The organism is Streptomyces sp. NPDC048507 (genome assembly GCF_043199995.1).
GTDB lineage: Bacteria > Actinomycetota > Actinomycetes > Streptomycetales > Streptomycetaceae > Streptomyces.
The window spans coordinates 17,911-41,831 of the sequence record NZ_JBICWZ010000003.1; the positions used below are offsets into that span (position 1 = coordinate 17,911).

Consider the following 23,921-nt stretch of genomic DNA (forward strand, 5'->3'; position numbering starts at 1 on the left):
GGACCCGGGACGTCACGGCACCCGTCCCGGGCGTACGCTGTATGGCTGTCAAGCCGCCCCTGCCGCTCCCCGCGACGACGCGGCGCTTCGGACTGGGGAGTCCCGCTGTGGTTGAGATTCTGGGGTCGTTGACCTCGGGCCCATGGATCTACGTCGTGGTGGCGGTGTCCATCCTGCTCGACGTGTTCCTGCCGGTACTGCCGAGCGGCGTGCTGGTCATCACCGCGGCCGCGGCCGCCGCGGCCGCCGGTCCGCCACCGCGGGTGCCCGACGTCGTGGCGCTCCTGGTGACCGCGACGACGGCCTCGGTGCTGGGTGACATGGCGGCCTACCGGCTGGCCCGGCGCGGCGGAGCCCGGCTCGACCGGGTCATCGCCCGCTCCCGCCGCCTGACCCGGGCCCACGAGCGGCTCGGCACGGCCCTGGCCCGTGGCGGCGGCGCCCTGGTGGTGATCGCCCGCTTCGCCCCGGCGGGCCGCTCGGTGGTCTCCCTCGGCGCGGGCAGGACGCAGCGCACGGTGAAGGAGTTCCTGCCCTGGTCGGTGCTGGCGGGGATGACCTGGGCGAGCTACAGCGTGGCGCTGGGCTACTTCGGCACCCAGTGGCTGGGCACGACCTGGCTCGGCACCGCGATCTCCCTGATCGCCCTGTTCGCGGCGGGCTCCCTGGCGGCCTTCCTCGTCCGCCGCCCGTCCCCGTCCGCCGCGCCCGCGACGTAGCCGACCCCGCCCGGGGCCCGGGCACGGCCGACCAGGTCGGCGGCTCCCCTCCCAGGCCGTCTCTTGCGGATCGTGCCTGACCCGCGCCGCCCGGCACCGCACCTCGCCGCGTTGCCGAGGCACCCGAGGACGTCCAGCCATCGGGAGCCTCTCCGCCGTGCGGTGCACGGCACCGGACGACGCGGCGTTGACCGGCACGATCCGAAAGAGACGACCTAGCCCGGACGGGTCAGCCGGTCACCCGTTCACCTTGCCCCGATCGCCGCCTCCCGGCGGGGCTTCTAGCGTCCAGAGCACGGCGCGCGACCGAATCCGGGTCACGCCCGTGCCCTGGCCGCGCCGTCTCGAGGAGCCCGAGGAGTTCTCTCCATGTCCCCCACGCGCATCCGGTACCGCCTGGCAGGAGCCGCGGTCGCGGCCCTCGCCGCAACAGCGCTCACACCCGTCACGCTCGCCTCCGCCGCTCCGTCCGGCGCCCCGTCCGGCGGCGGGTCGCCCTCCGCCACCGTCTCCCCCGGCACCGTCGCCCCGGGCGGCCGGGTCAGCCTGAACGTCGAGGGCTGCGGCACCCCCAGCGCCCGGGCCACCTCGCGGGCGTTCGGCGACGTCCCGCTGACCTCGGCCAACCGGCCGTCGGCCAACTTCTCCGGCACCGCCACCGTCTACCGCGACGCCCCCACCGGTTCGCACCCCGTCACCTTCGAGTGCGGCGGCACCGGCGGCCGTCGCGTCACCGTCACCCTCCAGGTCGCCCCCGGCGCGGCCCGGGGCGGCCTCGGCGGCAGCGTCGACGCCATGGGCCCGGGCCAGATGGCCCTGGGCGCCACACTGGCGGCCGGCGCCCTCGGCACCGGCATCTGGATCCTGCGCCGCCGCGCGGCCCAGCCGCGCTGACGCCCGTCCCGGCCCCTACGCCCGGGCCGGGACGGACTGCCCGCGCACCTGCACCCCGTCCAGCAGCAGCCTGGTGGCCTCGGCGACGGCGTCCACGGCGGCGTCGAACACCTCCCGGTTGTGAGCTGCGGGGGCGCGGAAGCCGGACACCTTCCGTACGTACTGGAGCGCGGCGGCGCGGATCTCCTCCTCGGTCGCCTTCTCGGGGATGGCGGGCGGGCGCAGGGTCTTAATGGAGCGGCACATACCTCCACTATGGCCCTGCGGGCGGCAGCTCGGCCCCGGAAAGCCGCATGATCAGCCCGGCCTGGAGCCGGCCGCGCAGCTCCGGGTCGGCGACTTCCTCCAGCAGCCCGATGGCCTGCCGCATGCTCTCCGCGGCCCGCCGGTCCTCGCGCAGGGCGGCACTCTGGGCGGCCATGTGCCGCAGGGCGAGGTCGGCCCGCCGGTGGAACAGCTGCCCGACCAGCGTGACGACCAGCCCGACCGAGCTGGTCGCCACCCCGAGGTACGCGTCCCCGGCGCTCTGCGCCTTCCACACCGCCAGCGCCACCCCGGACAGCAGCACGGCCGCGCCGATCCCCGCGAACCGCTGGCTGGTCACGAAGCTGCTGCGGGCCTGCGCCAGTCCGTACGCGTAGTACTCGACGAGGATCGGGGTGAAGTCGTCGTGCCGGTCCCCGAGTTCGACGGCCCCGCCCCGCCCGGCATCGAGCAGCCTCGGATCCCCGCGCTCCCCCGCCCCGGCTCCCACGCCCGCGACCAGCCGCGCCCGCTCGGCGTCCCGCTGCGCGTCGAACCCTCCCCCACGACGCCACTCCCCCCACACGGCCCCCACGACCACCACCGCAAGCCCGATCCCCCAGAGCCACGCCTCACTCCATGCCACGCCACCACCCCCGGCGATGAGATCCCCACCCCGCCGCGCGGGAAACACCCCCGGAACCTAGACTGACGAACGCCCGAAATGTCCGCACTGAGCATGAGGGAGCCACCATGGCCAAGCGAGGAAACAAGCGCCGCGCCCGCAAGAAGAAGAGCGCCAACCACGGCAAGCGCCCCAACGCCTGACCCCCGGCCCCCACCCGGGGGCCACCCACCCCCGGCCGTGCCCTAGCCTCCGACGGTGACCGACAACCGCGGCAAGACCGGGGCGCCCCACCACGAACGGCTCCTCCACGACACGGACTGGGCCTCCCTCACCACCGCGGGCGGAACGGGCTCGTCCCTGCCGACGGCCTTGGCACGGCTCCTCGACCCCGACCCGGCCGTCAGGGCGTCCGCCGCACGGAGCGCGCTCCGCGAGGTCACCCACCAGAACTCCTTCTACGGGGCCACCGCGCCCGTGGCCCGCTACGTCGCGGCCGTCCTCGCCGAACCCGCCCTCACGGCGACCGACTTCGACCTCGGCGAAACCGCACGACCCGACCCGCCGGCCCTCGTACTCCTGCTGACCTGGCTCGCCGACACCACCCACGACGCGAGCCTCACCGCCGACGGGCAGTACCTCGAGGAGTACGCGGAGGTGGACGCGTTCCGGAACCTGCGCCCGGTCCTCTTCGACGCCGTCCGCCCCCTCCTCGGCCACCCCAGCCCCGAGGCCCGGACCGCGGCCCTCCTCGCCGCCATCCCCCTCACCCAGCACCCCCTCCTCACGGGCCACACGGACGAGCTCGCCGGCCACGCCCGCCGCCTCCTGGCCACCAGCCCCGACCGCCACGGCCGGGACCGCGCCCTGGAGGCACTGAGAGCCTGGGGCCACGACACCCGCGACCTGGAAACCCCGGCCGACACCGCATCCCGCGAACACCACACCCACCTCCAGGCCCGACAAGCCTCCCGCACCGGCGGCTACACCCAAGCCCCTCCGTTCTAACCCCCACGACCAACCCAAAGGCCCCCCACCAAGATCGGTTGGGGCAGGGCCCGCGTTCGACCGCTCGCCACGACCGACGTGCACCCACGTCGATGTCGGCTGTGGACGTCAGCGACCGGCCCCTGACCAGGTCACTTCTTCCGGAGCTTCTTCATCTTCGCCTCGGCTTCCTTCTTCTTCCGCTGCGCCACCCCGTAGCTCGACCAGCCCCCTTGGTGCAACTGACACCGAGAACTGTTCATGATCGCGGGCTTCGTGCACCGGCCCCCCTTGGCCGTAGGCGCTCCACACTTGGGCTGCGTCACCCTGCCCCCCCTCGCTTCCAGCGACTACCGGACCCCGGGATCGTCTCGCCGTCCGACGGCCTCTGCATCGGCGCGGGTCGCGGAGCCGTCCCCGACCGTCCCCGTTGATATCAGGTGTGGATGCAAAAGGCCCCCAACCAAGATCGGTTGGGGGCCTTCGTGCTGGTGGGCGCGGACGGTTTCGAACCGCCGACATCTGCTTTGTAAGAATCGATATATCAGATCCCTCGGCGATGCACCACCACCTCTTGACCTGCGGCGCAGCAGTGATTCAGAGTCAATTCAAGATCGTTTGGGGGATTTTTGGGAGATCCGGCGCTCGACGGCCTACAAGTAGCGCTTCACCAGGTCAACGCGCCCCCACAGCGTCGTCCACCCCAGATTACGCATCGCCCGCTCGAAAAGCTCCTGAAGGCCTTCCAGCCGCTCGATCCGCATCGCGGGCGTCGGGTGCTGATACACCCGCTTGATGCCGGGCCTGAGGTGCCCGGCCTGCTCGTACGCCAGCGACGTCTTGACTCCGATCTGGTCCTGATACGTGTCGTGGGTATGCCGCAGCGCACGCATGGTCAGGCCCGGCATGATCGGAGCCCACGCCGGCCGCGCTGGGTGCCCCTTCACCATCGGCAGCCGGTCCCGCCCGCCGGCGGCCGGCTTCAGCTGTGCCCGCGAGAAGTTTCCCCGCCTCCAGAACTTCCCCGACGGCGTACAGAACACGTAGGGGTGTGGCCAGTCGTCGAGGTGTAGCTGGAGCAGCTGGGCCAGGAAGGGCGGGACGTCGATGTCCCGCGGGCGCGCCTCATCGTTCTTCGGGGGTTCCAGTTGCAGCACGCCGCCCAGCTTCTGCCCTTCGGGGCCGCGCGCGGTGTACTCCGCAAGGGTGCCGACTTCGGGGTGGACCCGGATGACGGGGCATTCGAACCAGCCGCCGTCGTGCTGCTGGCGCCGGGTCAACAAGGTGTTGTCCCGGTGAAGAGCGGCCCCCTCGCCCCAACCCAGCCCGGTCCATGCCGTGGTGATCACGTGCAGTCCTGTAGCTGGCCCCATTCGGTGCCCGATGCGGAGTACCGTCTCCGGCGGCGCCCACTTCTCCTCGCTCGTCTTCTTCGCCCTGACGACCAGCGCGGGGGTTGTGGCGGTGGCGCGAGTTCGCTTCCGTCCGAAGAGGGGATTCACGAGGAGGTGTTGGGCGTCCACGGCCCCGGTGAGGATGGTGGACATGAGGCTCACGCAGTGCCCCCGGGTAACGTCGTCGACCGTAAGCGTCTGCTGCCAGGCGTCCACGTCGAACCACGTGATGGCATTCAGTGAGACGTGCTCCCACCGCGGGAAGATGTGCGCCAGGTTGTTCCACCGGCGGTCCATGGTCGTGCCGCGCTTGGCCTTGGCCGGCATCCAGACGGCTTTCACGAAGGTTCCGAACGGCTGGCGCTGGAGTTTGGGGTCGATCCAGTTTCCTCGGCGCGCCGCCGCCTCCTGCTCGGCGCCGTAATCAAGGGCGGCCTTTTTCGTGTCGAAGCCGGACTCGGTCCCCCAAGTCCCGTCGGGACGCTTGTACTTGCATTTCCAGGAGAACTGTTTGGTGGGACGGCCGTTCTTGATCTTGAAAACCTTCTCCGCGTAGGCCATGCGGCGGTGCTCCAGGGCGTGAGGGGGCCTGCTCCTGCCCACGTGAGCAAGCAGGCCCGTCGCTGAGGGGAGGTGGTGGCGCCCTACGCCCGCGAGGCGTTGAGACGTGCTTCAGCGTCAGCCCGAAGTCGTTCAACGACCTTCTCGGGCACGCTCGTCAGCGCCCAGATAACCGGCGCCTCGCCGTCGGGACAGTCGACGACCACTTCCACTTCGTGCGGAATCCACCGCACCCGTTCTACGCGTACATGAATCCGCACAGCGGACCCCCGATACCTGTGCTGGGTGACCCCCCGTAACAGGTGAATCACATATAACCACAATCACAGGGCGTTCGGAGGGCTTCGCGGGGTGTTAGCGCCTATTCACCGGAGATCCCTCGCAGTTGGCGCTTCATCCGGGTCCAGGCACGAATGTCCTCGGCCATGGTGTCGCCCGTCTCGTCGGCATCGCGGGTGACGACCACGACGACCTTGACGCCCGGCCGGTCGGGAAGCTCGATGACGTCCGTATCGACGACCTCACCCGCGGCCAGCTCGTGGGCAACGTAGGCCGGCAGTCGCTCCGAGCCGGCCGCGCGGGCGATGACTGCCGCGGCGGCCTCGTCGGCGTTCAAGGGGCCGCCTCCCTCAAGGACAGCATCAACGGAGCCCGCGGCCCAGCCGAGGGCCCGCTCTACGCGGTCGAGCGCTGGCGGGCGCCTCCGGTACGGCTTGCCCGCTTCCAGGCGCTGCACGGTCGAGAATCCGACGCCGGACACCTCAGCGAGGTCTGCCTGCGTCCAGCCGCGCGACCTGCGCGCCTCGCGGATCGCTTCGGCAAGCCGCTCCCAGTCCAAGCTCATGAGGTCATGATGCCTCACGGCAAGGCAACAGGGACAGCGCGGTGACGCTTGTTGACCAGTAATTACCCATGCCGCCCGGTCCCGACTGTTGCCCTCCGAGATGTCACGGAACCCAGACGAACACCTCGCGAACACCCCGCCAAACCAACTGAACACCTTGCGGCGAGGCATCACGAGGCGTAGCGTGCTTCTCGTGACACCCCATGGAGCCGCAATCAAGGCCCTTCGTGAGGTGCGTGGGCTTCCTCTGCGGCGGCTCGCGCACCTCGCCAAGAGGTCTCCGAGCACAATCCTTCGCGTTGAGCGGGGAGACCGAGGGGCGAGCCCCGAAACGCTCCACCTGATCGCAGCGGCTCTCAACGTGCCCATCGAGGCCATTACCAGGGAGACCTCGTGACGACCATGACGACCGAATCCGGCGGGGAACTGCTGGTGGAGGCCATCCGCGAAGCGCTGACCGCGTGGGTTCCGCCTGCACCGGACCTTCAGCTCTACACCCCGGCGCAGGCAGCCGAGCTCCTCGGCGTGACGGAGAACTGGGTGCAGGAGCGGATCAGGGCTCGGCGGCTGCCGTTCACCCTGATCGGCCGGTTCCCGCGCTTCTCCGCAAGGCACATTCTCGCCATCACGGAGATGGGCGAGATCAATCCGGCCACGCGGCGCGTGACTCGCGCCGCCTGACCCACGAAATGCGGGGCCGCCCGGACGGCCATCCGGAACAGCCCCTTCGGCACACCTCACCACCAGAACGAGAGAGGTACACCGTGAAGAAGCCTAGCCCCACCGACCTGCCGCACGGCTCGCGCCGTACGGTCCTGGTCGCCCTCCCGACCCGGCCCACCGCGCCGACCTCGGTCGAGGGTGTCCTCCTCACCGCCGCCCGACTGCTCCAGGAGCGGGGCCTCTGGCAGGGCGATTTCGTTCCGGACGCCCTGGACCGGGAGATGTGCATCCCGCACTGCCTCCGCCCGATGAGCATCGTGGCCGCCATCCGCTGCGTGATCTCGGGGAACCCCCACCGGACCACTCAGCTCGCGGACATGGCGATCGGCGTGCTGGCGCTGTCGATCGACGAGGGGCCGCTCTGGGGCGACATGTTCTCGCTGGAGCTGCACGTCGACGCGTGGAACGACGTGCCGGGCCGGACGACGGACGACGCGGTCGCGCTGCTGGAGTCGGTGGCGACGGCGCCGGAGCGTGCGGCGTGAGCGCCCGTGAGGAGCTGCTCGCGCACACCCGCTCGCTGCTGTGGCGGGCGTGGTCGACGAGCCCGGAGGAGCTGGCCTCGGCGGCCGTGGACACGCTGATGGGGCTGGGGATGCTCGTCCCGGAGGGCGACGCCCAAGAGCTGGCCCGGCTGCGGGCCCGGGTGTCCGAGTTGCAGGCGGAGCGGCACGGAACGAACGAGTGCCTGTCGGACGCGGCCGAGCGCATGCGGGCCGACCGGGACCGGATCGCCGAGCTGGAGGCCGAACGCACCCGCCCGGCGCCTGTCCTGGAGTTCGTGGCTCCGTCCGCCCTCGCCGTCGGCGATCGGGTCAGGTTCGTCACGGCAGACAACGGCTACGGCGGCATCGGCGCGGTCTGGCGCAACGGCACCGTCGCGAAGGTCACCGCGCGCACTGTGCTCGTCGACTGCGACCAGAACCTCCTCGGCGACACCGCAGTCCTGCGGCACGCCGAGTGGGGCGCCCGCTCCGTCCGCCGGGCGCCCGTCGAGGACCCGCACGACTCGCCCCTCCACCACACCTACCGCGTGAGCCACGACCTCCCGCGCTGTGAGTGCCCGGCCGCCACCGATCGGCACACGAGCGCCTGCCCGGCTCGCTTCGGTAGCGAGGTGCCCCGTGGCTGACCGCGAGATCACCCCGTCCGCCTGCCGTCACTGCGGCATCCCCGAGCGCGAGCACGCCCAGCGGTGGACGCCCATCCCGGGCTGGCACCGCTGGGAAGCGCCGACCACCTACCAGATCAAGCGTCGCATGCAGATCCGCCGCGACCTCCGCACCGTCCGCGCCGCCCGCCTCCTGGAGGACCAGTGAGCACCAACCCCAGCCGCGAGCCCGGCCTGTCCATCCGCCTCGACACGGGCTGGTTCGCCGGGCTCCTCCGCGCCGACCAGATCCGCCGCGACACCCTCACCTCCCTCGCCGTCGCCTGGGGCACCGAGGAGGGGCGTGACGACCTCGTGCTCCAGCTCGACGCGCTCGCCGAGGCCATGTCCTCCGCACGCGGTGACGGGGAGCTGGACCACCTCCTCGACGCGGTCGAGGGCGCGGCCGGCATGGACGACGCGGAGGTGACCGTCGACCTCGGGCGGCTGCTGCGGCTGCGGGCCGAGCTGGACGCGGCCATCACCGTGCTCGCCCGGTTCAACCCGGCCGCCGCCCGGCCGGTGCTGCTGTCCAAGGTGCCCGGCCAGCCGGAGCGGGCCGCGTGACCGCCCGCGACCGCCTCACGGTCCTCCGCCGCCTGTTCGAGCAGCAGCCGGGCCCGCTCCGCACCGGGGCGATCGTCACCCACTACCGCGTGCAGGGACTCGCGCCGGGCCGGAACACGGTCCGCCACGACCTGCGGCGCGCGGTCGACCGGGGGCTGATCTACTCCACTGGCCCGGACAACGACCGCCGCTGGTGGCTGCGGTCGATCGGCGGTGGCCGATGACCAACACCACGATGGCCGGGGCGGCGTCCGCCCCGGCCGCCGGGGCCCGCGTCCTCGGCTGGTTCCCTGCCGGCTCCCCGGAGTGGCACGCCGCCCGCGCGGCCGGGATCGGCGGCTCGGAAATCGCGGCCGTGATGGGCCTGTCCCCGTACGAGTCCCGGTTCTCCCTGTGGCACCGCAAGCAGGGGATGGTGGCGCCGGTCGAGGAGACCAACGTCATGTACTGGGGCACCGCCCTGGAACCGGTCATCTGCGACGAGTTCGCGAAGCGGCACCCCGAGTGGTACGTCAAGCGGGCCCCGACGTACGGCCGGGCCTTCCAGATCGCCAACCCTGACCGGCAGCTCCTCTGCGAGGGGCACGCGGTCGAGTACCTGGAGGCGAAGACGTCCCGGGACGCCGAGGGCTGGGGCGACGAGGGCACCGGCGAGATCCCCGTCCACTACCGCACCCAGTGCCTGTGGTACCTCGACGTCACCCGCGCCCGCCGCTGCCACGTCGCCGTGCTGATCGGCGGCTCGGACTACCGCGAGTACGTCGTCGAGTACGACGCAACCGAGGCCGCCCTGATGCGGGAGGCCGGCGCCGAGTTCATGCGGACGCTGGCCGCCGGCGAGCGGCCGGATATCGACGGGCACTCCGCGACGTACCAGACGATCCGGGACCTCCCCGAGGGCCTGGACGAGGTCGACGTCGAGATCCCCACCGCGCTGCGCGACCGCTGGTACGCGGCGCAGGACGCGGGGTGGGCCGCCGACGACGAACTCACCGCCTGCAAGGGGCTGCTCCTCGACGCGATCGGCACCGGCCAGCGCGCCGTCTGCGAGCGCGAGCGCGTCGCCACACGCACGGTCCGCGAGGGCCGCACCTACCAGCTCCTGCCCGCCCGCACCCGAAGGACCGCGCGATGACGCCTTCCGAGCAGCTGCTGATCGCTGCCGCAGACCTGAATCGACGGGCCGACGGCTGTAAGGAGGCCGGCCTTCAGGTACAGATCGCGCCCGAGCTGGTGGCCACCGTCGCCTACTTCCTGGAGACGTGCGGCCGCATCGTCGCCCGAGCCGGAGCCATGACCAAGACCGGCCCCCAGGAAGCACTGATCGAGCACGCCCACGACATCGCCCGCATCCATCTGGGAGAGCCCCGATGACCGAGAACACGATCTCCAACGCCCTCGCCACGCGGGACACCGGGCCCGGCGCGATGATCGAGGCGTACCGCGCCGACCTCGCCACCGTCATGCCGTCGCATGTCAAGCCCGACACGTTCGTCCGGCTCGCCGTCGGCGTCCTGCGCCGCGACCCGAAGCTGACTGAGGCCGCCCGCAACAACCCGGCCGCCCTCATGGGTGCCCTGATGGACGCCGCGCAGCTCGGCCTGACACCGGGCACCGAACAGTTCTACCTCGTCCCCCGCAAGACCAGGGGCCGCCTGGAGGTGCAGGGGATCCGCGGCTACCAGGGCGAGATCGAGCTGATCTACCGGGCCGGTGCCGTCTCGTCGGTCATCGTCGAGGTGGTCCGCAAGTCCGACCGGTTCCGGTATGCGCCCGGCCGTGACGAACGCCCCGACCACGAGATCGACTGGGATGCCGAGGACCGCGGCGCGCTCCGCCTCGTCTACGCCTACGCCGTGATGAAGGACGGCGCGACGTCCAAGGTTGTCGTCCTCAACCGGGCCCAGGTGATGCAGGCCAAGGCCTTGAGCCAGGGGTCGGACACGCCCTATTCCCCGTGGCAGAAGCACGAGGAGGCCATGTGGATGAAGACGGCCGCGCACCGGCTGACGAAGTGGGTGCCGACGTCCGCCGAGTACATGCGTGAGCAGCTCCGCGCGCACGCCGAGGTAGCCGCCGAACTCCGTCCCGCGCCATCCGCACCCACCCCCCAGCCGGCGGGGCTCACCGACAGCGACGAGGGTCTGATCGACGCCGAGTTCGTCGACGACGAAGAACAGCCCAGCTCATGGCCGGCAGCCGCGCAGCCCGGATCGGGGCCCCGCGCGTGAACTGGCACACCGGCCGCATGGCCGCCCTCGATTTCGAGTCCAGCGACAAGAACCCCGCCACTGCCCGCATCGTCACCTGCGCCCTCATCCTCCTCGGTGACGGCCAGCCCACCGACTACCGGAACTGGCTACTCAACCCCGGCATCCCCCAGGAGCCCGGTGCGATCGCCGTGCACGGCATCACCGACGAGTACGCCGCCGAGAACGGCCAGCCCGCCGAGCAGGGCATCACCGAGATCGTCAAGGCACTGTCCGAGGTCGTCGCTGCGGGGATCCCGCTCGTCGGCCACAACCTCGGCAGCTACGACCTCAACCTCCTCAGCCACGAGTCCGCCCGGCACCTCGGCGCGCCGCTCACCGAGACGATCCCGGACGCCGCCGCCCGCCTGCGGGTAATCGACACGATGGTCCTCGACAAGCAGAGCGCCCCGTTCCGGCGCCGGGTGTCGGAGACGCAGGGCCCGTACCAGCTGAAGACCACCGCGCAGACGTACCAGCTGGGCTGGGACGACAAGGCCGCGCACGGTGCCGACTACGACGCGTTGATGTCGGCCCGCGCGGCCTGGCACATGGGCAACATCGCCGGCCTGCCGCACAAGCAGCGGCCCGGCTGGGTGCAGGCCCTGCGGACGCACCGCTTCGACTCTCTCGCCGTGAGCCTCGACGAGCTGCACGCCGCCCAGGCGGGCTGGGCCCGCCGAGACGCCGAGTCCTACCAGCGGTACCTCCGCGACCCGGCGAAGTCCGGCGCAAAGCACGACCCGGCCGCCGTGATCGACGGCTCCTGGCCCCTCATCCCCCACCAGCAGGACGGAGACCTGTGATGCCCGTATCCGGACGCCGACACCAAGCTCTCCAGGCCGACTACGCCCAGCTCCTCAAGAACCTCACGCAGCTCCACGTGGAACTGCGCGAGGTCACCGAAGAGCGGGACGCCGCCCGCGACGTCGTCCGCGGCCTCGCCGACCGCAACCGCGAGCTGATCGCCCGGCCGGCCACCAAGGGCGAGGCCGTCCTCCTCCGGCTGCTCCGCCAGTCCGAGGGCGCCCGACGGCTGCTGGCCGAGCAGGTCGACCTGCTCCAGGCCGCCAACGAGGGCGCGGCCCGCGAGGCCTACGACCTGGCCGCGGCCGCCCGTCAGGCGGTGGCCGCGTGAGCCTCACCGTGACCCCCGCGACCGGGATGCCGCTCACCCTCCCGGTAGCGGGCACCCCCCGCCCCCTCGTCGTAGGCCTGGACCTCTCCCTCACCTCCAGCGGCATCGCCGGAGACGGCTGGAGCACCCATGTCCGCACCAAGACCCGCGGGGACTACCGGCTGCACTACCTCGCCGGACAGATCGGCGACCACATCAAGGCCGCTGACCTCGTCGTCATGGAGGGCCCCTCCTTCGGACACGCCGCCCTCGCCGGGCACGAGGACATGGCCGGACTGCGCTGCCTGATTCGCGTGTTCTGCCACCGCCGCCAGATCCCCTACGCGGTGATCCCCCCGTCGTCTCTGAAGCTGTACGCCACCGGCTACGGCAAGGCCGCCAAGGGGGAAGTCCGCTCCGCGGTCGCCGACCGGTACGGCGTGCATACCGAGGGCGCCGCCCGCTACGACGAGGCGGACGCCTACGTGGCCATGGCCGCCGGAATGGACTGGCTCGGCTACCCGCTGGCGCCGGTCCCGGAGAAGTGCGCCAAGGCTCTGGCCGGCGTGAAGTGGCCCGAGCAGATCCCGGTGGTGGCCCAGTGAAGATCCATGCGGAGATGGAGACCCTGCTCCGGCAGGGGCTCGCCAACCACGTCATCGCCCGCCGGCTGCACACCAGCCCCGCCAAGGTGCAGGCCGCCCGGGTCGCCCTCGGCCTCCCGAACCTGGCGCTCGGCCCGAAGGGTGCGGCCTCCCTTGAGGACTTGTTCTCCGCCCGCACCGAGCCGGTAGCCGGCGGCCACCTGCGGTGGACCGGCACCGTCACCCGCGACGGCGCGAACAAACTGCGCTGGCGCGGCGGCAACTACAGCGCCCATGCCGTCGCATTCCGGATCCGCACCGGGCGAGACCCCGTCGGCCGGGCCCGCACCTCGTGCGAGATGCCGCGCTGCGTCGCCCCCGCTCACGTCAGCGACCAGACCGAACGCATCCGCGACAACGCGATCTTCAACGCCCTGATCGGAGGTCTCCAGTGATCGTCAAGTCCAGCAACCCGCACCGCGCCCCCAACACCGCACAGCCCGCCCGCGACTGGACCGCCGACGCCCTCTGCCGTGGCATCAACGCGCCCGAGGTCTTCTTCCCGAAGGGAGCTGGAGCATCCGACCCGCAACACATCGGCAGGGTGAAGGCCCTCTGCAACCCCTGCCCCGTCCGCATGACCTGCGCGCTGACGGCCTTGCGCAACCGGTGCGACTGGGGCATCTGGGGTGCCCTCGACGAGAACCAGCGGCGCCGCATCCTCCGCCACCAGCCCGGCGACCTGAAGGCGGCCGTCCGCGCGGAGTGGAACCGCTCCAGCACCAATCCCTACTTCGAGGCCTACGCCAAGCGCACCGAGCAGCAGGAGAACGGGCACGTCCGATGGCTGGTGCGCTCCACCTCGGTGACCGTCCTGGGACGGAACTACACACCCGCGCAGCTGGGTCTGATTCTGGCCCGCGGCCGCGATCCCCACGGCACCACGAAGGCGATCTGCGGCCGGCCCAGTTGCGTCGCCCCCGAGCACCTCGCCGACGACATCGTCCGCTGGGAACGCAGCCGGAACGCAGCATGACCGGCCACCCGGCCCACGGGACCGCGCAGGTCACGGGCGCCCTGTGGATCGACTGCGGCGAAGGCCGCGAGATCCGGCACGGTGACCGCGCCGGCGAGATCCGGTGGACCCGCCAGCCGCGCGCCCGCTACGAGTGCGTCGCCTGCCGGTGGAAGTCCGAGACCGTCACAGGCCCGCTCGCCGTCAAGGCGTTCGTCGCCCACATCCGCACCACCCACCAGGCCACCTGCACGGGGCCCACCACCGAAGGAGCACACGCCGCATGAGCACCCCGATCCGCATCGACACCGACGCCGACGTCAAGCTCGACAGCAAGGTACTCACCGACGTCGCCGAAGCCCTCGAACCGCACGCCGCCGACATGTTCAAGCTGCGCTCCGGCCGCTGGGTCGCCGTCGTCGAGTTCGCCCACTCCGAGCGCACCCAGCCGGGCCCGGAGGAGGACAAGAACCCGTCCGTGAAGATCCGCATCTCGGACCTGGAGATCGCGGCCGACGTCGCCACCGAGGAGCGGCTCCGCCAGACCATGCGGGACCTGTACCAGCAGCGGACCAGTAGCGGCACCCTCGACGCCCACGTCGCCTGATGAGCCGGTCCGGCAGCACGGGCACCGCCGACTCCCGGTGCCCGCGTTGCCGGGCCCCCGTCCACCGCGAATGGGTCGGCCGGATCGCCGCCCTCCACGTGATCGCCGACCTCACGCCCCTCACCCCGGCCGAGCAGGCCGCGGTTCGGGAGCCGAACCGGCTGATCTGGTGCCTGCGCCGCCCGAGCGAGTACACCGCCCCGCGGCTGGCGTGGACCGGCCGCGACCACCCCGCCGCCTGTCCCCACCCGCACGTCACCGAACACCGCTGCACCGCCGAGCCGACCACCCTGTTCTGAGGAGACCCCCGAGTGGAGAACGTCCGCCCCTTCCCGCACCAGCAGGCGGACCGTGACGGCCTCGAAGAGCAGCTGGATGCCGAGAGGTTCGTACTCGGCACCGCCATGAACCAGCCGCACGACATACGTGCGATGCGCGCCCTGATCACGGGCGGCTACTTCCAGCGGCCCGCCCACGAGGTCATCTGGACCGCGATCCTCAACCTCGTCGACCGCGGCGACAGCACGTACTACACCGCCGTCATCGCCGAACTCGACCGCAGCAAGGAACTCCGGCGAGCTGGCGGCACCGGCTACGTCACCCAGGTCAACGACTACGTCGGCGGCGGCGACGCCACGCACTGGGCCGAGAAGGTCCGAAACGCCGCGGACCTCCGCGAAGCGGCCGATCTCGGCCGCCGCATCGTCCAGTACGCCACCGCCCCGGACGCCGAGCCCGGGCAGGCCGTCACCTTCATCGACGACTACCTCCAGCGGCAGAAGGAACGCGCCGCCGGCCGCTCCGGCGACCCCGTCGACGCGCTCCTCGCTGAACTCCTCGACGCCTCCAGCCTCGACAACATGCCCGCACTGGAGCCCCTCGTCGGCGACCTGCTGTTCCTCGACTCCCTTGCCCGGATCATCGGCCCGTCCGGCCACATGAAGTCCTTCGTCGTCATCGACATCGCCGGGCACGTCGGCACCGGCATGAACTGGCACGGCCACCACGTCCGCCAGGGCACCGTCGTCTACCTCGTCGCCGAGGGCGCCGCCGGCATCCGCCAGCGCGTCCGGGCCTGGGAGAAGCACCACGGCCTGAAGATGGACAACGTCCTGTTCCTGCCGCGCCCCGTCCAGACTCGCGGCCCCGAGTGGGACACCTGGATCGAGGCCATGCGCCGCCTGGAACCCGCTCTGATCGTCATCGACACCCAGGCCCGCGTCTCCGTCGGCGTCGAAGAGAACTCGAACACCGAACTCGGCATCGTCGTTGAGCGCCTCGACGACCTCCGCCGTGCCACCGGCGCCTGCGTCCTGCCCATCCACCACACCGGGCACATCGGCGAGCACGGCCGCGGCGCGTCCGCCGCCAAGGGCGCGCTCCAGTCCGAGATGCACGTCTCCAAGAGGGGCGACAACGCCTCCAACATCGTCGTCACGATGAAGGTCGGAAAGCAGAAGGACAGCGAGGAAGGCGCCGACCTCCAGTTCGCGCTGAAGGTCGTCTCCCTCGACGGCGAGTTCAAGCCCGACGGCCGGCCCGTGACCTCCGTGGTCCTGGAGAGCCTCGACCTGCGGCCTCGCCCGGTAGAGCCGAACTCGGTCGAGTGGTTGGTCGCGGTGCTCGACAAGGCGGACATCCCGCTCGCGTGGGGCAGCCCGCGGGTGCAGAAGTGGTGCACCGAAGCGAAGATCCAGATCCGCAAAGGGACGATCGAGGACGCCGTCCGTTTTCGGAAGCGCCGCAACTCCCTTGACGTGGTGCAGACCGGGACGGGGGATGTCATTTCGGGCGCCCATGTTGGGGCATGCAGCGCAGATGTGGACACAAGGGCACAGTCGCTGTCCGATTGTTCCCGGAATGACCTCCCCCCAGACCTCCCCCGCGATCTTGAACACCAAACTCCCCCCGAATCTGGGGGGACCCCGGGGGAGTTCGACCAAAACCGCAGGTCAGACATCCCCCCAAACACGGGGGGAGGTCCGGGGGATGGCCCATCAAAACCTCCCTCCCCCCGCTCCCCCTCTAGGGAGGGGGGAGGTGTGGGGGAGGACGAGAACAACGACACCCCCAACACCCCCCTCTGCACCATCTGCGACCGCCCCATGAACACCGACTGGGCCGCACGCGGATACGACACCCACCTCGGCTGCGACCCCACCACCGGCAGCCACCCCGACGCCGCCTGATCCGGTTCCCCGTCCCGCGCGCACAAGGAGAAGCCCTCATGTACCCCACCCTGTTCACCACCCCCGGCCTCAAGCAGTTCGCCGAGGAACTCGACGCCGAGCGCGGCCGCCAGCTCGCCAAGTTCGGCGACCAGCGCCACCCCGACGGCAGCGGCGGCCCGGTCCACCGCTTCCTGTCTAACCGGTACCGCGAGGCAGTCGACAACTGGGCCGCTACGGGTGGCCTGACATGGCGAGACATCTTGCTGGAGGAGGTCCACGAAGCTCTCGCCGAGACCGATCCGGCGAGGCTCCGCGCCGAGCTGATCCAGGTTGCTGCCGTGTGCGCGGCCTGGGTGTCCGACCTCGACCGGCGCAGCGCCATGGCCGACGCCGACATCGCCGCCCGCCCCGACCGGCTCTGACCCGCCCGCCGGCCGCCCCGCGCTGCCCGCGGGGCGGTCGACCCCACCAGCATCCACCGAAGGAATCCACGTGTCCGTGCAGAACACCTCCAACCTCCTCGACGGCCCCGAGCCGGAGCCTGGTCGCCCGGCCGGCCCCGAGCTGAAGCGCTGCACCCGCTGCGGCCGGATCGGCACCCGCCGCTTCGCCACCACCGCGGAGGGCCCGCGCTGTGCCGCGGTCGCCGCGTGCACCGGCCGCCAGCGCCAGCAGCAGCCCGCCGCCCCGCTCCGCTGACCCCCGCCCCTGACGCAGTACGGCCGCCCCGGCGGGAATCCGGGGCGGCCACCCCACCAGCATCCACCAGGAGACCCCCATGGCCGAGCAGCACGAACCTGAGCCGTTCTACGAGAACGCCGACGCCTGCCCCCACCCCGAGCCCAACAACGAGACCGACCCCGACGGCTGGGACTCCTGGTGCGACCAGCACCCGGCCTGCGACGACGGCCACCTCTGCCTTGGCAAGCCCGTCGGCCCCGGCTGCTCTGCCTGCTCCACCGAGGCGGGCGAGATGGTCCCGTGGTCACAGTGCCGGACCCGGGACCACGCCCGCCCCAAGGACGGCGTTGTACCGAACCCCGGCATCGACCACCAGCCGGTGACGGTCTGGGTCGGCAGCCTCGACTGCCTGGAACGGGAGTGCGACGAGTACGTCGACGAGGACGGCGAGGACATCGCGACGGTCGACCGCTGCTCTCACATCCGCGAGGAGCAGGCCTGCTCCTGCCAACGGCAGGACAGCGGCGAGTACAGCACCAACCCCTGCCCCGCGCTGATCCCGTCCGCCTAACCCCTGCCCCCGCCGGCCGCCGCAGCCCGGGGTGGCCGCCCCCAGCCCTCACCCCAGGAGATCCGAATGACCCGCCGCTACCCGCGCCACACCGAGATCTGGCACATCACCCGCCGCACCTGCTGCGCCTGCCGCCAGGAGCACAGGCTCGCGTCGAACGGGCTGATCGCCGAGCACCCCGCCGACGAGACCAGCACCTGCCCCGGCAGCGGCCAGCCCCCGCGCCGCCAGCTCACCGAGGCCGAGCACGATGCAGCCTGGCTCGCGACCGAGAGCGCGGCTGGGGAGGACGGCGCCGAGCCGAGGACTGTACTCGCCGCGGTGCTCGCCGTGCTCGGCATCGACCCGCCCGACGTACCGCTCCCGGGCGTGCCCGTCACCGCCGAGCAGCTGGCTGCCGTCGAGGCCGTCCTGCCCGAGGGGGCCGTCATCGCCGCCGAGGCCATCCGCGCCGCCGAGGGGGCCGGAGCATGAGTCAGCAGCCCCCGCCGTGGCCGTTCAACATCGCCGACCCGGTCCGGGCCATCCACTTCGCCCTCGACCCGGACTGCCCCTACGCCGACCCGAAGGCCTGCCCGACCGAGCGAACCGCCCGCACCGCAGTGCAGGCCTACGAGACCTGGGCCGCTGCACGGCGCCCGCGGTCGGTCACCGTGCACCTGGAGACTGCCGACCCCGAGGCGATCAAGGCCGCGATCCGCAAGGCCATCCGCCGCGGGCCCGAGGGGGCCGGAGCGTGATGGACCTGACCCCTACCGAGCGCCAGATGCTGCGCTTCGCCCTCGACCTGGCCGACGACCAGGCCGCCTACCGCAGCGACGAGTTCACCGACGAGGACGTGGCGGTCCTTGCCCGCCGGCGCCAGCTCGCCACCGAGGAGTAGCCCGTGTTCACCCTGCTGCTCGTCCTCGCCGGCCTCGCCGTGATGGTCCTGGCCTCCCTCGCCCTCGGCCTGCTCCTCGGCCGGGCGGTCCGGCACGGCGAGCAGCAGGACCGCGCGACCCGCCACAGCAGCCCCCACGCCGCGTACTGGGGGGCGGGACATGCCGACGCCCGCCCCCGGCCGCCGAGGCCGCCACGCGGCCGCACACGCCCGCCGCGGCCCGCACTGGGCCCGCACCGACCGAAACGGAGAACACCGATGACCCCTGCCGAGGAACTCTTCGCCGCTGCCGAGCAGCTGCGTGATGCCGCCCAGCGCGCCGAACGCGAATCCCCGTCACCTTGGCGGCTCGACGGTGACGTCGTCCGCTGCGCCGACGGTCGAATCGTGGCCGACGCGAGCTGCGAGCCAGACCGAGCCGGCGACCTCTCGTACATTGCCGCCATGCAGCCCCGCGTCGGGGCCGCGCTCGCCGACCTGCTGGAGCGAGCTGCCCTGAGCCTCACCCGCGATCCGCTCGTGGACACCACCGTTATGTCCGTCGTCCCGATCCAGGAACAGGCCATCGCGCAGGCGCTCCTCGGCCAGCCCGACGGGAGCAGCTGATGAGTCAGCGCGTCCCACCCTGCGAGCACTGCGGCCAGCACATCGATACCAGCGTCTACTACCACCAGGACGAGACCAGCCTGCGCGCCTGGCACACCGACCGGCCCGACTGCTGGGCCGCCGCCCTGCGCGACGGGAGCAGCCGATGACCGACCTGCCCCGCCCCCTCGCCATCGGCGACGTGATCCACAGCTTCGCCTACGGGGTCTTCGGCCGCGACCACTACCACTGCGTCCGCATCGAGGCCGTCGGCCCCGACTGGATCGTCGCCCGCGACCCCGACCGCGACGACGAGGGATGGCCCAGCTTCACCAGCGGCCGAGCATCCCTGGAGCTGTGCCAGCAGGCCCGCGACGAGCCCTGCCCGAACCACTCTCCGTGCTCCCTCACCAACGCCCGCACGCCGCTGACCACCTGGAGCAGCCGATGACCGAGCCCCGCGAGCCCGGCCACGGCAACCCCTACGCCAACTGCCCCCCGCCAGCAGCGGCCCCGCCCGACGACGACGGCCGCGGCATCACCACCATCGGCGCCATCGACGACTACGAGCCCGGAGACGAACCGTGACCGACCAGCCTGCCCGGCACACCGCCGACACGATCACCGACGACGAGCTCGACCAGCTGTACGCGCGCATTCACTACCTGACCGCTTACACAGCCACGCTGGAGACCTACACCGCCGAACAGCGTGTCCGCGCCGAGCAGGTTGAAGACCTGCTCCGCATTGCGCACGCCACGTCGAACACGTCCGAATCCGAGCGAGCCCGCGCCGTGCAGCGCGCTGAGCATGCCGAGGCCGCGCTCTCCCGCGTCCGGCGGCTGGCCACCGACTGGGCCGTCCTCCGCACCCACGGCGGGGCCGTATACGAACTCCGCGCCGCCCTTGAACCCCAGGAGCCCCGACCGTGAGCAACAACGCCCTCGAAGCCGTGCGCTACCTATGCATCACCGTGGTCACCCTCGGCATCGTCATCGGCTCCGTCCTGGAGCACCGCCGCAAGCCCTGAGCACACGACGAGGGGCGCATCCACCGTCCGCCACAGACCGGATACGCCCCCAGGTGCGATCACCGTACCGCCCCACCAGCACCCGGAGCACACGATGACCACCACCGCCACCGACCGCCGCCTCTACGACATCAGCCGCCTCTGGCCCGACCTCACCGACGCCCTCACCGAGCACACCAACAGCTGGCCCCCCGCCGGCAAAGGCGACCTGCTCCGCGCCCTCGACCAGCGGGACGCCGACGAAGTCGCCTACGCCCGCGCCCACGCCGCGCACCGCCGCTCCCGCGAACGCGACCCCGGGCAGATCGGCGAAGTCTCCGCCCCGCTCAACGTCGGCATCCTCGACACCATCCGCGCCGTCGAGGCCGCCCTCCTCCACCTCGCCGACACCCTCGCCGCCGACATCCAGCAGTCCGCCCACAACGACGAGGACGCAGCGAACCCCGCCCGCTGGCGGTGGACCGGCACCCGCACGGCGCCCGAGGCCGCACTGTGGCTCCTCGCCCGCTGGGACGACCACCCCGGACGGCTCCGCGACCGCCCGGACATCCCGAGCCCGTTCCGGGCGCTCAGCGACGCGCACCGAGCGCGGATCACCGCGGTCGCGGACGGGGCCTGCGCCCGGATCGAGCAGGCCCTGGACCTGGTGGGCCGCGATCGGATTCTGGCCGAGCCGTGCGCGTGCGGGGGCCGGATCACGCTGCGCGGCGGGGGCGGCGCCGATCCGGTGGCCCGCTGCGGGCAGTGCGGCCGGGTGTGGACGCTGGCCGGCTCCGCGGCAGCGTGACCGGAGGGATGCCGCGCGACTCCCCAAGGATTCCTGGGGAGTTGTGCGGCGGCGCCCGAGCGGGTCCACTAGGTCGGTTACTCGCACGACGAAAGGCGAACCATGAGCACCGACCCGATCATCTCCCTGTGCGGCTGCGGCCGCCCGGTGCAGACCATCCCGCACCTGGCCGGGGAGCTCCCCAACGAGCCCCGGCACGTCGGGATCCCGGGCGAGCCGGTCGACTGCCCGGAGTAGCCCTCACCGGCGGCGCCCGCCCCCACCGGGGCGGGCGCCCGCCTACGCCGAGGGCAGCCGTCCACCGAGGCGGACCTGCAAGTCCGTCGCGAACGCCTGGAGCTGGTCATCATCGCGGGCCGCGAGCCGCGCGAGCAGGGCCACGAGGGCTGCACCCTCCCCGCGGGTGAGGAGCGGCAGCCGGTCGCCGGGCTCGTCCATCAGGGCGTCGATCTCGTCGAGGGTCATACGGGCACAACGGCCGCGGACGGTGCGCGGTCACGGGCGGCTACCGGCGCCAGACGTTGACGCGTTCCGTCGACAGCAGCGGTGCCCCGTCCGGGCCTTTCACGTAGGCCGGGATCCACTGCTTCCGGATCAGCGCACGATCCGGCCCGTAGGGCTGGTCCCGCCAGTGCCCCGAGACCACCCAGCGATGCCGGTACACGCGACTGCTGGAGGGCTCGCTGTCTCGGGCTTGCGGTACGTACTGGCGCCGGAGGCTTACCAGCGTCACCGGGTCCGTCCGCTCGCCGGCCCGCCGCAGCGACCGTGCCGCGGCCCGGTCCGGCTCCACGCTCACGCGCTCCACCAGCTGCGGCTGCTGCATCAGATGCCAGGCTGCGGCCAGGGTCGACACAATCGGCAGCGGCGGCGCCATCCCCTCGTGCGCCGGAAGGTCCGCGAACGGCACCGGCTCCGCGGTCACCGGCAGCCGGGCTTCCCGAATCGCGAGCAGGGGCGGCAGCACCTCCGGAAACCGGACCGATCCATCACCGACGAACTGCTCCCTGCTCATCAGGTGGGTAACCGCCAGCATGCCGTCCGAGCTGGGCCCCCAGGCGAGCGCCTGCACGGGACCGCTCAAGTTCGGGGACACCTGGACGGTTCCGACACCGCCCTCCAGGTACAGGAGTCCGCAAGGCGACGGCCGGTCGGCCACTGCCCAACGCGCCTCGGTCAGCTGGCTGCCCGCGGACATGGCCAGCGCCGTCATGTCCGCGCTCGCCCAGTACAGCTCTGCCGCCCGGAGGTGGGAAGCGATCCGGGATACCACGTTCTCATCGTCAGCCTGGAGGAAAGGGCTGGGCTGGTCGTTCAGGCTGAGCATGCGCTGAATGATCTGCGCGCGCGCCTTGGGCAGGGTCTGGGGACGGATACTCACGCTGGCTGGTCCTTCAGGTCGGTGCGGGCGCCGCGGCCAGGCCGGGCGGCGAGCGCGTCCGTAACGTCCCCGGAGCGGAACAGGGCGCGCGGCCGGTTGGACCCCAGGTGTGGCAGGTAGATCATCGGCTTCACCTTGAGGCGGGCCATGGCTGCGGCGGCCGCCTTCGCCGGGTCCTGGGCGCCGGACTTGAGGACGTCCCGGCCGATGTACTGCAGCGTGAGGGGCTCCTCCTGGTCGATGATGGCGGCGAGGTCGATGCCCTCAACGATGGCGGCGAAGTCAAGGTTGCCGTATTCGTCGGTCGGGTAGTCGTCGAACTCGCCATCGTCCGGCTCGGCGGGGCCGATGAACTCGTCGCCGGCGAGGGCCACGCTCGGCGGGAGGACGGCGTCGATGGCGGCGCGGTACGCACGCTGGATCTCGGCGAGGGCGCCGGACTCCTCAAGGAGGTCGCGCCAGTCACTGTCGCCGCCGTTGATGCAGTCGAGGACGTCGCTGTCGGGGCTGGTGCTGTACTGGTTGACCTTGTTGCACCAGGTGCCGTAGCTGGTCGTCGTGTAGCTCATGCCGGTCTCCTTGGTCAGAGGGCTGCGATGGCCGTGCGGATGCCTGCGAAGGTGCGGGCGACGAGGTCGACGTACTCGCGGGTGCCGTTAGAGAGGCGGATCTCGTACTCGCGGTCGCCGCGGTAGGTGGCGTGGACCTGGCCGTCTGCGGCGTCGAACCAGACCTTGGTGACGGCTTCCAGGAGACCTGCGGCGCGTGAGTTCGCGATGTAGCCGACACCCTCGACGAGGACGCTGGAGATGCTGCCGCTGCCGTAGCGGCCGATGGTGATGCCGGCGAAGTCGGACCAGTTGTTGATGTAGACGCGGTCCATGCCGTTCTTCTGCCAGCGTCGCCCGCCGATGGCGACCATGGTCTCGGTGGTGACCCGGACTGGGGTGGACTTGCGGGTCTTCATGGCGCCGATGGCGATGCGGTGCGCGAGGGAGGCGGCGTCGATGATCCACCGGCCGGACGTCTTGGTGGCGGCCACGATGCTGCGGCGGGCCCAGGCGCGGACGGTGCTCACGGTGACCTTGGCCTGTGCGGCTGCGGTGGTGGTGTCCATCGGGGTCTCCTCTCCCTTGCGATGACCCCACTATGCTGTACGTACAGCGATGTTGGCAATGGGGGTAACTCGAAAGAGTGGGGGTCGAGTTGAGGCTAGTCGAGAACGCCCAGGTCGGCGTCCGCCCGGCAGTACGGGCACGCCTCCAGCCGGTCAACACCCAGAAGCCGGAGCGCGTCATTGCGGGTGATGGCGCGGGAGCGGAGACCCTTGCCGCCCATGCCGCACCCGCCCACGTGCACCGCGACCGGCCGCTGGCCGAGGTCCAGCTCCAGCTCCCAGTCCGGCGCCGGCGCAGGAGGGCGGCGCGCGGCCAGCTCGGCCTGTCGCGCCTCCTCCGCGGCGATCCGCTCCCGCACCCGGTCCAGGCTCACGACGAGCCACGTCTCCAGGGTGCGGAGACGAGGCAGGTCAGGAGGTAGATCGGACACGTGTT

Annotated in this window: 45 protein-coding genes; 36 read left to right on the forward strand and 9 right to left on the reverse strand. The window is 71.7% G+C overall.

Annotated features, from left to right (window positions below):
- The first annotated feature begins 107 nt into the window (after nucleotides 1-107).
- On the forward strand, nucleotides 108-719 hold the full coding sequence (locus tag ACGFXC_RS08930; protein ID WP_393710975.1) for a DedA family protein: 612 nt from the start codon (nucleotides 108-110) through the stop codon (nucleotides 717-719).
- 369 nt (nucleotides 720-1,088) lie between these two features.
- A complete protein-coding gene (locus ACGFXC_RS08935; protein ID WP_393710976.1) occupies nucleotides 1,089-1,613 on the forward strand; it encodes a hypothetical protein in 525 nt (174 codons plus the stop codon).
- A gap of 15 nt (nucleotides 1,614-1,628) precedes the next feature.
- On the opposite strand, the gene ACGFXC_RS08940 is transcribed toward ACGFXC_RS08935, so the two are convergent.
- Together ACGFXC_RS08940 and ACGFXC_RS08945 are read right to left on the reverse strand one after the other, a co-directional pair.
- Nucleotides 1,629-1,859, reverse strand: a complete 231-nt coding sequence (locus ACGFXC_RS08940; RefSeq protein ID WP_351821492.1) for a DUF2277 domain-containing protein — start codon at nucleotides 1,857-1,859, stop codon at nucleotides 1,629-1,631.
- A gap of 7 nt (nucleotides 1,860-1,866) precedes the next feature.
- Nucleotides 1,867-2,502, reverse strand: coding sequence for a hypothetical protein (locus tag ACGFXC_RS08945; protein ID WP_393710978.1), 636 nt, complete (start codon nucleotides 2,500-2,502; stop codon nucleotides 1,867-1,869).
- Between the two features lie 107 nt (nucleotides 2,503-2,609).
- Here ACGFXC_RS08945 and ACGFXC_RS08950 point away from each other — a divergent pair, with 107 nt between their 5' ends.
- Both ACGFXC_RS08950 and ACGFXC_RS08955 read left to right on the forward strand, forming a co-directional pair.
- Entirely contained in the window at nucleotides 2,610-2,684 is a 75-nt protein-coding gene (locus tag ACGFXC_RS08950) for a 50S ribosomal protein bL37 (RefSeq protein WP_383431233.1), read from the forward strand.
- Between the two features lie 55 nt (nucleotides 2,685-2,739).
- Nucleotides 2,740-3,489, forward strand: a complete 750-nt coding sequence (locus ACGFXC_RS08955; protein ID WP_393710979.1) for a hypothetical protein — start codon at nucleotides 2,740-2,742, stop codon at nucleotides 3,487-3,489.
- A gap of 632 nt (nucleotides 3,490-4,121) precedes the next feature.
- On the opposite strand, the gene ACGFXC_RS08960 is transcribed toward ACGFXC_RS08955, so the two are convergent.
- Both ACGFXC_RS08960 and ACGFXC_RS08965 read right to left on the reverse strand, forming a co-directional pair.
- Entirely contained in the window at nucleotides 4,122-5,423 is a 1,302-nt protein-coding gene (locus ACGFXC_RS08960; RefSeq protein WP_393710981.1) for a hypothetical protein, read from the reverse strand.
- Between the two features lie 361 nt (nucleotides 5,424-5,784).
- Nucleotides 5,785-6,267 (reverse strand): helix-turn-helix domain-containing protein, encoded by a 483-nt coding sequence (locus ACGFXC_RS08965; protein WP_393710983.1) that lies wholly within the window; start codon nucleotides 6,265-6,267, stop codon nucleotides 5,785-5,787.
- A 100-nt stretch (nucleotides 6,268-6,367) separates the two neighbouring features.
- Here ACGFXC_RS08965 and ACGFXC_RS08970 point away from each other — a divergent pair, with 100 nt between their 5' ends.
- The 32 genes from ACGFXC_RS08970 (at nucleotide 6,368) to ACGFXC_RS09125 (ending at nucleotide 21,224) form a co-directional block, all read left to right on the forward strand.
- A complete protein-coding gene (locus tag ACGFXC_RS08970) occupies nucleotides 6,368-6,664 on the forward strand; it encodes a helix-turn-helix domain-containing protein (RefSeq protein ID WP_393710985.1) in 297 nt (98 codons plus the stop codon).
- Between the two features lie 5 nt (nucleotides 6,665-6,669).
- On the forward strand, nucleotides 6,670-6,948 hold the full coding sequence (locus ACGFXC_RS08975; RefSeq protein ID WP_393712172.1) for a helix-turn-helix domain-containing protein: 279 nt from the start codon (nucleotides 6,670-6,672) through the stop codon (nucleotides 6,946-6,948).
- Nucleotides 6,949-7,031: 83 nt separating this feature from the next.
- Nucleotides 7,032-7,475: a hypothetical protein gene (locus ACGFXC_RS08980; protein ID WP_393710987.1), complete on the forward strand. Its 444-nt coding sequence runs from the start codon at nucleotides 7,032-7,034 to the stop codon at nucleotides 7,473-7,475.
- The gene (locus tag ACGFXC_RS08985) at nucleotides 7,472-8,122 is read left to right on the forward strand and encodes a hypothetical protein (protein WP_393710988.1); all 651 of its coding nucleotides are present in this window, start codon (nucleotides 7,472-7,474) and stop codon (nucleotides 8,120-8,122) included. The genes ACGFXC_RS08980 and ACGFXC_RS08985 overlap by 4 nt, the downstream gene beginning before the upstream one ends.
- Nucleotides 8,115-8,309, forward strand: a complete 195-nt coding sequence (locus tag ACGFXC_RS08990) for a hypothetical protein (RefSeq protein ID WP_393710990.1) — start codon at nucleotides 8,115-8,117, stop codon at nucleotides 8,307-8,309. Before ACGFXC_RS08985 ends, ACGFXC_RS08990 begins: the two co-directional genes overlap by 8 nt.
- Nucleotides 8,306-8,707, forward strand: a complete 402-nt coding sequence (locus tag ACGFXC_RS08995; RefSeq protein WP_393710992.1) for a hypothetical protein — start codon at nucleotides 8,306-8,308, stop codon at nucleotides 8,705-8,707. Before ACGFXC_RS08990 ends, ACGFXC_RS08995 begins: the two co-directional genes overlap by 4 nt.
- Nucleotides 8,704-8,931 carry a hypothetical protein gene (locus tag ACGFXC_RS09000; protein ID WP_393710993.1) on the forward strand — a complete coding sequence of 76 codons (228 nt, stop codon included), beginning with the start codon at nucleotides 8,704-8,706 and terminating at the stop codon, nucleotides 8,929-8,931. The genes ACGFXC_RS08995 and ACGFXC_RS09000 overlap by 4 nt, the downstream gene beginning before the upstream one ends.
- Nucleotides 8,928-9,842: a YqaJ viral recombinase family protein gene (locus ACGFXC_RS09005; RefSeq protein WP_393710995.1), complete on the forward strand. Its 915-nt coding sequence runs from the start codon at nucleotides 8,928-8,930 to the stop codon at nucleotides 9,840-9,842. Before ACGFXC_RS09000 ends, ACGFXC_RS09005 begins: the two co-directional genes overlap by 4 nt.
- Nucleotides 9,839-10,081 carry a hypothetical protein gene (locus tag ACGFXC_RS09010; protein ID WP_393710997.1) on the forward strand — a complete coding sequence of 81 codons (243 nt, stop codon included), beginning with the start codon at nucleotides 9,839-9,841 and terminating at the stop codon, nucleotides 10,079-10,081. Before ACGFXC_RS09005 ends, ACGFXC_RS09010 begins: the two co-directional genes overlap by 4 nt.
- A complete protein-coding gene (locus ACGFXC_RS09015; protein ID WP_393710999.1) occupies nucleotides 10,078-10,938 on the forward strand; it encodes a recombinase RecT in 861 nt (286 codons plus the stop codon). Before ACGFXC_RS09010 ends, ACGFXC_RS09015 begins: the two co-directional genes overlap by 4 nt.
- 17 nt (nucleotides 10,939-10,955) lie before the next feature.
- Nucleotides 10,956-11,762, forward strand: a complete 807-nt coding sequence (locus tag ACGFXC_RS09020) for an exonuclease domain-containing protein (RefSeq protein ID WP_393711000.1) — start codon at nucleotides 10,956-10,958, stop codon at nucleotides 11,760-11,762.
- Entirely contained in the window at nucleotides 11,762-12,094 is a 333-nt protein-coding gene (locus ACGFXC_RS09025; protein ID WP_393711002.1) for a hypothetical protein, read from the forward strand. Before ACGFXC_RS09020 ends, ACGFXC_RS09025 begins: the two co-directional genes overlap by 1 nt.
- Complete coding sequence (locus ACGFXC_RS09030; protein WP_393711004.1) at nucleotides 12,091-12,678, forward strand: hypothetical protein; 588 nt, start codon at nucleotides 12,091-12,093, stop codon at nucleotides 12,676-12,678. The genes ACGFXC_RS09025 and ACGFXC_RS09030 overlap by 4 nt, the downstream gene beginning before the upstream one ends.
- Nucleotides 12,675-13,112: a hypothetical protein gene (locus ACGFXC_RS09035; RefSeq protein ID WP_393711006.1), complete on the forward strand. Its 438-nt coding sequence runs from the start codon at nucleotides 12,675-12,677 to the stop codon at nucleotides 13,110-13,112. Before ACGFXC_RS09030 ends, ACGFXC_RS09035 begins: the two co-directional genes overlap by 4 nt.
- Nucleotides 13,109-13,693, forward strand: coding sequence for a WhiB family transcriptional regulator (locus tag ACGFXC_RS09040; RefSeq protein ID WP_393711007.1), 585 nt, complete (start codon nucleotides 13,109-13,111; stop codon nucleotides 13,691-13,693). The genes ACGFXC_RS09035 and ACGFXC_RS09040 overlap by 4 nt, the downstream gene beginning before the upstream one ends.
- Nucleotides 13,690-13,959 carry a hypothetical protein gene (locus tag ACGFXC_RS09045; RefSeq protein ID WP_393711008.1) on the forward strand — a complete coding sequence of 90 codons (270 nt, stop codon included), beginning with the start codon at nucleotides 13,690-13,692 and terminating at the stop codon, nucleotides 13,957-13,959. The genes ACGFXC_RS09040 and ACGFXC_RS09045 overlap by 4 nt, the downstream gene beginning before the upstream one ends.
- A complete protein-coding gene (locus ACGFXC_RS09050) occupies nucleotides 13,956-14,279 on the forward strand; it encodes a hypothetical protein (protein ID WP_393711010.1) in 324 nt (107 codons plus the stop codon). The genes ACGFXC_RS09045 and ACGFXC_RS09050 overlap by 4 nt, the downstream gene beginning before the upstream one ends.
- Nucleotides 14,279-14,578: a hypothetical protein gene (locus ACGFXC_RS09055; RefSeq protein WP_393711011.1), complete on the forward strand. Its 300-nt coding sequence runs from the start codon at nucleotides 14,279-14,281 to the stop codon at nucleotides 14,576-14,578. Before ACGFXC_RS09050 ends, ACGFXC_RS09055 begins: the two co-directional genes overlap by 1 nt.
- A 12-nt stretch (nucleotides 14,579-14,590) precedes the next feature.
- Nucleotides 14,591-16,468 (forward strand): AAA family ATPase, encoded by a 1,878-nt coding sequence (locus tag ACGFXC_RS09060; protein WP_393711013.1) that lies wholly within the window; start codon nucleotides 14,591-14,593, stop codon nucleotides 16,466-16,468.
- Nucleotides 16,469-16,506: 38 nt separating this feature from the next.
- The gene (locus ACGFXC_RS09065; protein ID WP_393711015.1) at nucleotides 16,507-16,872 is read left to right on the forward strand and encodes a hypothetical protein; all 366 of its coding nucleotides are present in this window, start codon (nucleotides 16,507-16,509) and stop codon (nucleotides 16,870-16,872) included.
- A gap of 70 nt (nucleotides 16,873-16,942) precedes the next feature.
- Complete coding sequence (locus tag ACGFXC_RS09070) at nucleotides 16,943-17,149, forward strand: hypothetical protein (protein WP_393711017.1); 207 nt, start codon at nucleotides 16,943-16,945, stop codon at nucleotides 17,147-17,149.
- A 79-nt stretch (nucleotides 17,150-17,228) separates the two neighbouring features.
- The gene (locus ACGFXC_RS09075; protein WP_393711019.1) at nucleotides 17,229-17,702 is read left to right on the forward strand and encodes a hypothetical protein; all 474 of its coding nucleotides are present in this window, start codon (nucleotides 17,229-17,231) and stop codon (nucleotides 17,700-17,702) included.
- A gap of 66 nt (nucleotides 17,703-17,768) precedes the next feature.
- The gene (locus ACGFXC_RS09080) at nucleotides 17,769-18,176 is read left to right on the forward strand and encodes a hypothetical protein (protein ID WP_393711021.1); all 408 of its coding nucleotides are present in this window, start codon (nucleotides 17,769-17,771) and stop codon (nucleotides 18,174-18,176) included.
- Nucleotides 18,173-18,442 (forward strand): hypothetical protein, encoded by a 270-nt coding sequence (locus ACGFXC_RS09085; protein WP_393711023.1) that lies wholly within the window; start codon nucleotides 18,173-18,175, stop codon nucleotides 18,440-18,442. Before ACGFXC_RS09080 ends, ACGFXC_RS09085 begins: the two co-directional genes overlap by 4 nt.
- Nucleotides 18,442-18,585 carry a hypothetical protein gene (locus ACGFXC_RS09090; protein ID WP_393711024.1) on the forward strand — a complete coding sequence of 48 codons (144 nt, stop codon included), beginning with the start codon at nucleotides 18,442-18,444 and terminating at the stop codon, nucleotides 18,583-18,585. The genes ACGFXC_RS09085 and ACGFXC_RS09090 overlap by 1 nt, the downstream gene beginning before the upstream one ends.
- 3 nt (nucleotides 18,586-18,588) lie before the next feature.
- Nucleotides 18,589-19,191 (forward strand): hypothetical protein, encoded by a 603-nt coding sequence (locus tag ACGFXC_RS09095; protein ID WP_393711026.1) that lies wholly within the window; start codon nucleotides 18,589-18,591, stop codon nucleotides 19,189-19,191.
- A complete protein-coding gene (locus tag ACGFXC_RS09100) occupies nucleotides 19,191-19,340 on the forward strand; it encodes a hypothetical protein (protein WP_393711027.1) in 150 nt (49 codons plus the stop codon). The genes ACGFXC_RS09095 and ACGFXC_RS09100 overlap by 1 nt, the downstream gene beginning before the upstream one ends.
- Nucleotides 19,337-19,621 (forward strand): hypothetical protein, encoded by a 285-nt coding sequence (locus ACGFXC_RS09105; protein ID WP_393711029.1) that lies wholly within the window; start codon nucleotides 19,337-19,339, stop codon nucleotides 19,619-19,621. Before ACGFXC_RS09100 ends, ACGFXC_RS09105 begins: the two co-directional genes overlap by 4 nt.
- Nucleotides 19,618-19,758 carry a hypothetical protein gene (locus ACGFXC_RS09110; RefSeq protein ID WP_393711031.1) on the forward strand — a complete coding sequence of 47 codons (141 nt, stop codon included), beginning with the start codon at nucleotides 19,618-19,620 and terminating at the stop codon, nucleotides 19,756-19,758. Before ACGFXC_RS09105 ends, ACGFXC_RS09110 begins: the two co-directional genes overlap by 4 nt.
- On the forward strand, nucleotides 19,755-20,102 hold the full coding sequence (locus ACGFXC_RS09115; RefSeq protein ID WP_393711033.1) for a hypothetical protein: 348 nt from the start codon (nucleotides 19,755-19,757) through the stop codon (nucleotides 20,100-20,102). Before ACGFXC_RS09110 ends, ACGFXC_RS09115 begins: the two co-directional genes overlap by 4 nt.
- A gap of 192 nt (nucleotides 20,103-20,294) precedes the next feature.
- Nucleotides 20,295-20,987, forward strand: coding sequence for a hypothetical protein (locus ACGFXC_RS09120; RefSeq protein WP_393711034.1), 693 nt, complete (start codon nucleotides 20,295-20,297; stop codon nucleotides 20,985-20,987).
- A 102-nt stretch (nucleotides 20,988-21,089) separates the two neighbouring features.
- Nucleotides 21,090-21,224 carry a hypothetical protein gene (locus tag ACGFXC_RS09125; RefSeq protein WP_393711036.1) on the forward strand — a complete coding sequence of 45 codons (135 nt, stop codon included), beginning with the start codon at nucleotides 21,090-21,092 and terminating at the stop codon, nucleotides 21,222-21,224.
- Between the two features lie 42 nt (nucleotides 21,225-21,266).
- Here the strand turns inward: ACGFXC_RS09125 and ACGFXC_RS09130 are convergent, their stop codons facing one another.
- The 5 genes from ACGFXC_RS09130 to ACGFXC_RS09150 form a co-directional block, all read right to left on the reverse strand.
- On the reverse strand, nucleotides 21,267-21,452 hold the full coding sequence (locus tag ACGFXC_RS09130) for a hypothetical protein (RefSeq protein WP_393711037.1): 186 nt from the start codon (nucleotides 21,450-21,452) through the stop codon (nucleotides 21,267-21,269).
- Nucleotides 21,453-21,492: 40 nt separating this feature from the next.
- The gene (locus ACGFXC_RS09135; protein WP_393711038.1) at nucleotides 21,493-22,368 is read right to left on the reverse strand and encodes a hypothetical protein; all 876 of its coding nucleotides are present in this window, start codon (nucleotides 22,366-22,368) and stop codon (nucleotides 21,493-21,495) included.
- The gene (locus ACGFXC_RS09140; RefSeq protein ID WP_393711040.1) at nucleotides 22,365-22,937 is read right to left on the reverse strand and encodes a hypothetical protein; all 573 of its coding nucleotides are present in this window, start codon (nucleotides 22,935-22,937) and stop codon (nucleotides 22,365-22,367) included. Before ACGFXC_RS09140 ends, ACGFXC_RS09135 begins: the two co-directional genes overlap by 4 nt.
- A gap of 14 nt (nucleotides 22,938-22,951) precedes the next feature.
- A complete protein-coding gene (locus tag ACGFXC_RS09145; protein ID WP_393711041.1) occupies nucleotides 22,952-23,485 on the reverse strand; it encodes a hypothetical protein in 534 nt (177 codons plus the stop codon).
- A 95-nt stretch (nucleotides 23,486-23,580) separates the two neighbouring features.
- The gene (locus ACGFXC_RS09150; protein WP_393711043.1) at nucleotides 23,581-23,916 is read right to left on the reverse strand and encodes a DUF6233 domain-containing protein; all 336 of its coding nucleotides are present in this window, start codon (nucleotides 23,914-23,916) and stop codon (nucleotides 23,581-23,583) included.
- Nucleotides 23,917-23,921: the final 5 nt, after the last annotated feature.

Coding starts and splice junctions, on each gene's coding strand:
- ACGFXC_RS09050 (WP_393711010.1), top strand. CDS start 13,956: ATGAGCACCCCGATCCGCATCGACACCGACGCCGACGTCAAGCTCGAC.
- ACGFXC_RS09085 (WP_393711023.1), top strand. CDS start 18,173: ATGAGTCAGCAGCCCCCGCCGTGGCCGTTCAACATCGCCGACCCGGTC.
- ACGFXC_RS09065 (WP_393711015.1), top strand. CDS start 16,507: ATGTACCCCACCCTGTTCACCACCCCCGGCCTCAAGCAGTTCGCCGAG.
- ACGFXC_RS09045 (WP_393711008.1), top strand. CDS start 13,690: ATGACCGGCCACCCGGCCCACGGGACCGCGCAGGTCACGGGCGCCCTG.
- ACGFXC_RS08935 (WP_393710976.1), top strand. CDS start 1,089: ATGTCCCCCACGCGCATCCGGTACCGCCTGGCAGGAGCCGCGGTCGCG.
- ACGFXC_RS09075 (WP_393711019.1), top strand. CDS start 17,229: ATGGCCGAGCAGCACGAACCTGAGCCGTTCTACGAGAACGCCGACGCC.
- ACGFXC_RS08965 (WP_393710983.1), bottom strand. CDS start 6,267: ATGAGCTTGGACTGGGAGCGGCTTGCCGAAGCGATCCGCGAGGCGCGC.
- ACGFXC_RS09120 (WP_393711034.1), top strand. CDS start 20,295: ATGACCACCACCGCCACCGACCGCCGCCTCTACGACATCAGCCGCCTC.
- ACGFXC_RS09090 (WP_393711024.1), top strand. CDS start 18,442: ATGGACCTGACCCCTACCGAGCGCCAGATGCTGCGCTTCGCCCTCGAC.
- ACGFXC_RS09015 (WP_393710999.1), top strand. CDS start 10,078: ATGACCGAGAACACGATCTCCAACGCCCTCGCCACGCGGGACACCGGG.
- ACGFXC_RS09140 (WP_393711040.1), bottom strand. CDS start 22,937: ATGAGCTACACGACGACCAGCTACGGCACCTGGTGCAACAAGGTCAAC.
- ACGFXC_RS09020 (WP_393711000.1), top strand. CDS start 10,956: ATGGCCGCCCTCGATTTCGAGTCCAGCGACAAGAACCCCGCCACTGCC.
- ACGFXC_RS08940 (WP_351821492.1), bottom strand. CDS start 1,859: ATGTGCCGCTCCATTAAGACCCTGCGCCCGCCCGCCATCCCCGAGAAG.
- ACGFXC_RS09055 (WP_393711011.1), top strand. CDS start 14,279: ATGAGCCGGTCCGGCAGCACGGGCACCGCCGACTCCCGGTGCCCGCGT.
- ACGFXC_RS08970 (WP_393710985.1), top strand. CDS start 6,368: ATGTCACGGAACCCAGACGAACACCTCGCGAACACCCCGCCAAACCAA.
- ACGFXC_RS09080 (WP_393711021.1), top strand. CDS start 17,769: ATGACCCGCCGCTACCCGCGCCACACCGAGATCTGGCACATCACCCGC.
- ACGFXC_RS09025 (WP_393711002.1), top strand. CDS start 11,762: ATGCCCGTATCCGGACGCCGACACCAAGCTCTCCAGGCCGACTACGCC.
- ACGFXC_RS09105 (WP_393711029.1), top strand. CDS start 19,337: ATGACCGACCTGCCCCGCCCCCTCGCCATCGGCGACGTGATCCACAGC.
- ACGFXC_RS09100 (WP_393711027.1), top strand. CDS start 19,191: ATGAGTCAGCGCGTCCCACCCTGCGAGCACTGCGGCCAGCACATCGAT.
- ACGFXC_RS09010 (WP_393710997.1), top strand. CDS start 9,839: ATGACGCCTTCCGAGCAGCTGCTGATCGCTGCCGCAGACCTGAATCGA.
- ACGFXC_RS09110 (WP_393711031.1), top strand. CDS start 19,618: ATGACCGAGCCCCGCGAGCCCGGCCACGGCAACCCCTACGCCAACTGC.
- ACGFXC_RS09005 (WP_393710995.1), top strand. CDS start 8,928: ATGACCAACACCACGATGGCCGGGGCGGCGTCCGCCCCGGCCGCCGGG.
- ACGFXC_RS08960 (WP_393710981.1), bottom strand. CDS start 5,423: ATGGCCTACGCGGAGAAGGTTTTCAAGATCAAGAACGGCCGTCCCACC.
- ACGFXC_RS09130 (WP_393711037.1), bottom strand. CDS start 21,452: ATGACCCTCGACGAGATCGACGCCCTGATGGACGAGCCCGGCGACCGG.
- ACGFXC_RS09125 (WP_393711036.1), top strand. CDS start 21,090: ATGAGCACCGACCCGATCATCTCCCTGTGCGGCTGCGGCCGCCCGGTG.
- ACGFXC_RS08975 (WP_393712172.1), top strand. CDS start 6,670: ATGACGACCGAATCCGGCGGGGAACTGCTGGTGGAGGCCATCCGCGAA.
- ACGFXC_RS09145 (WP_393711041.1), bottom strand. CDS start 23,485: ATGGACACCACCACCGCAGCCGCACAGGCCAAGGTCACCGTGAGCACC.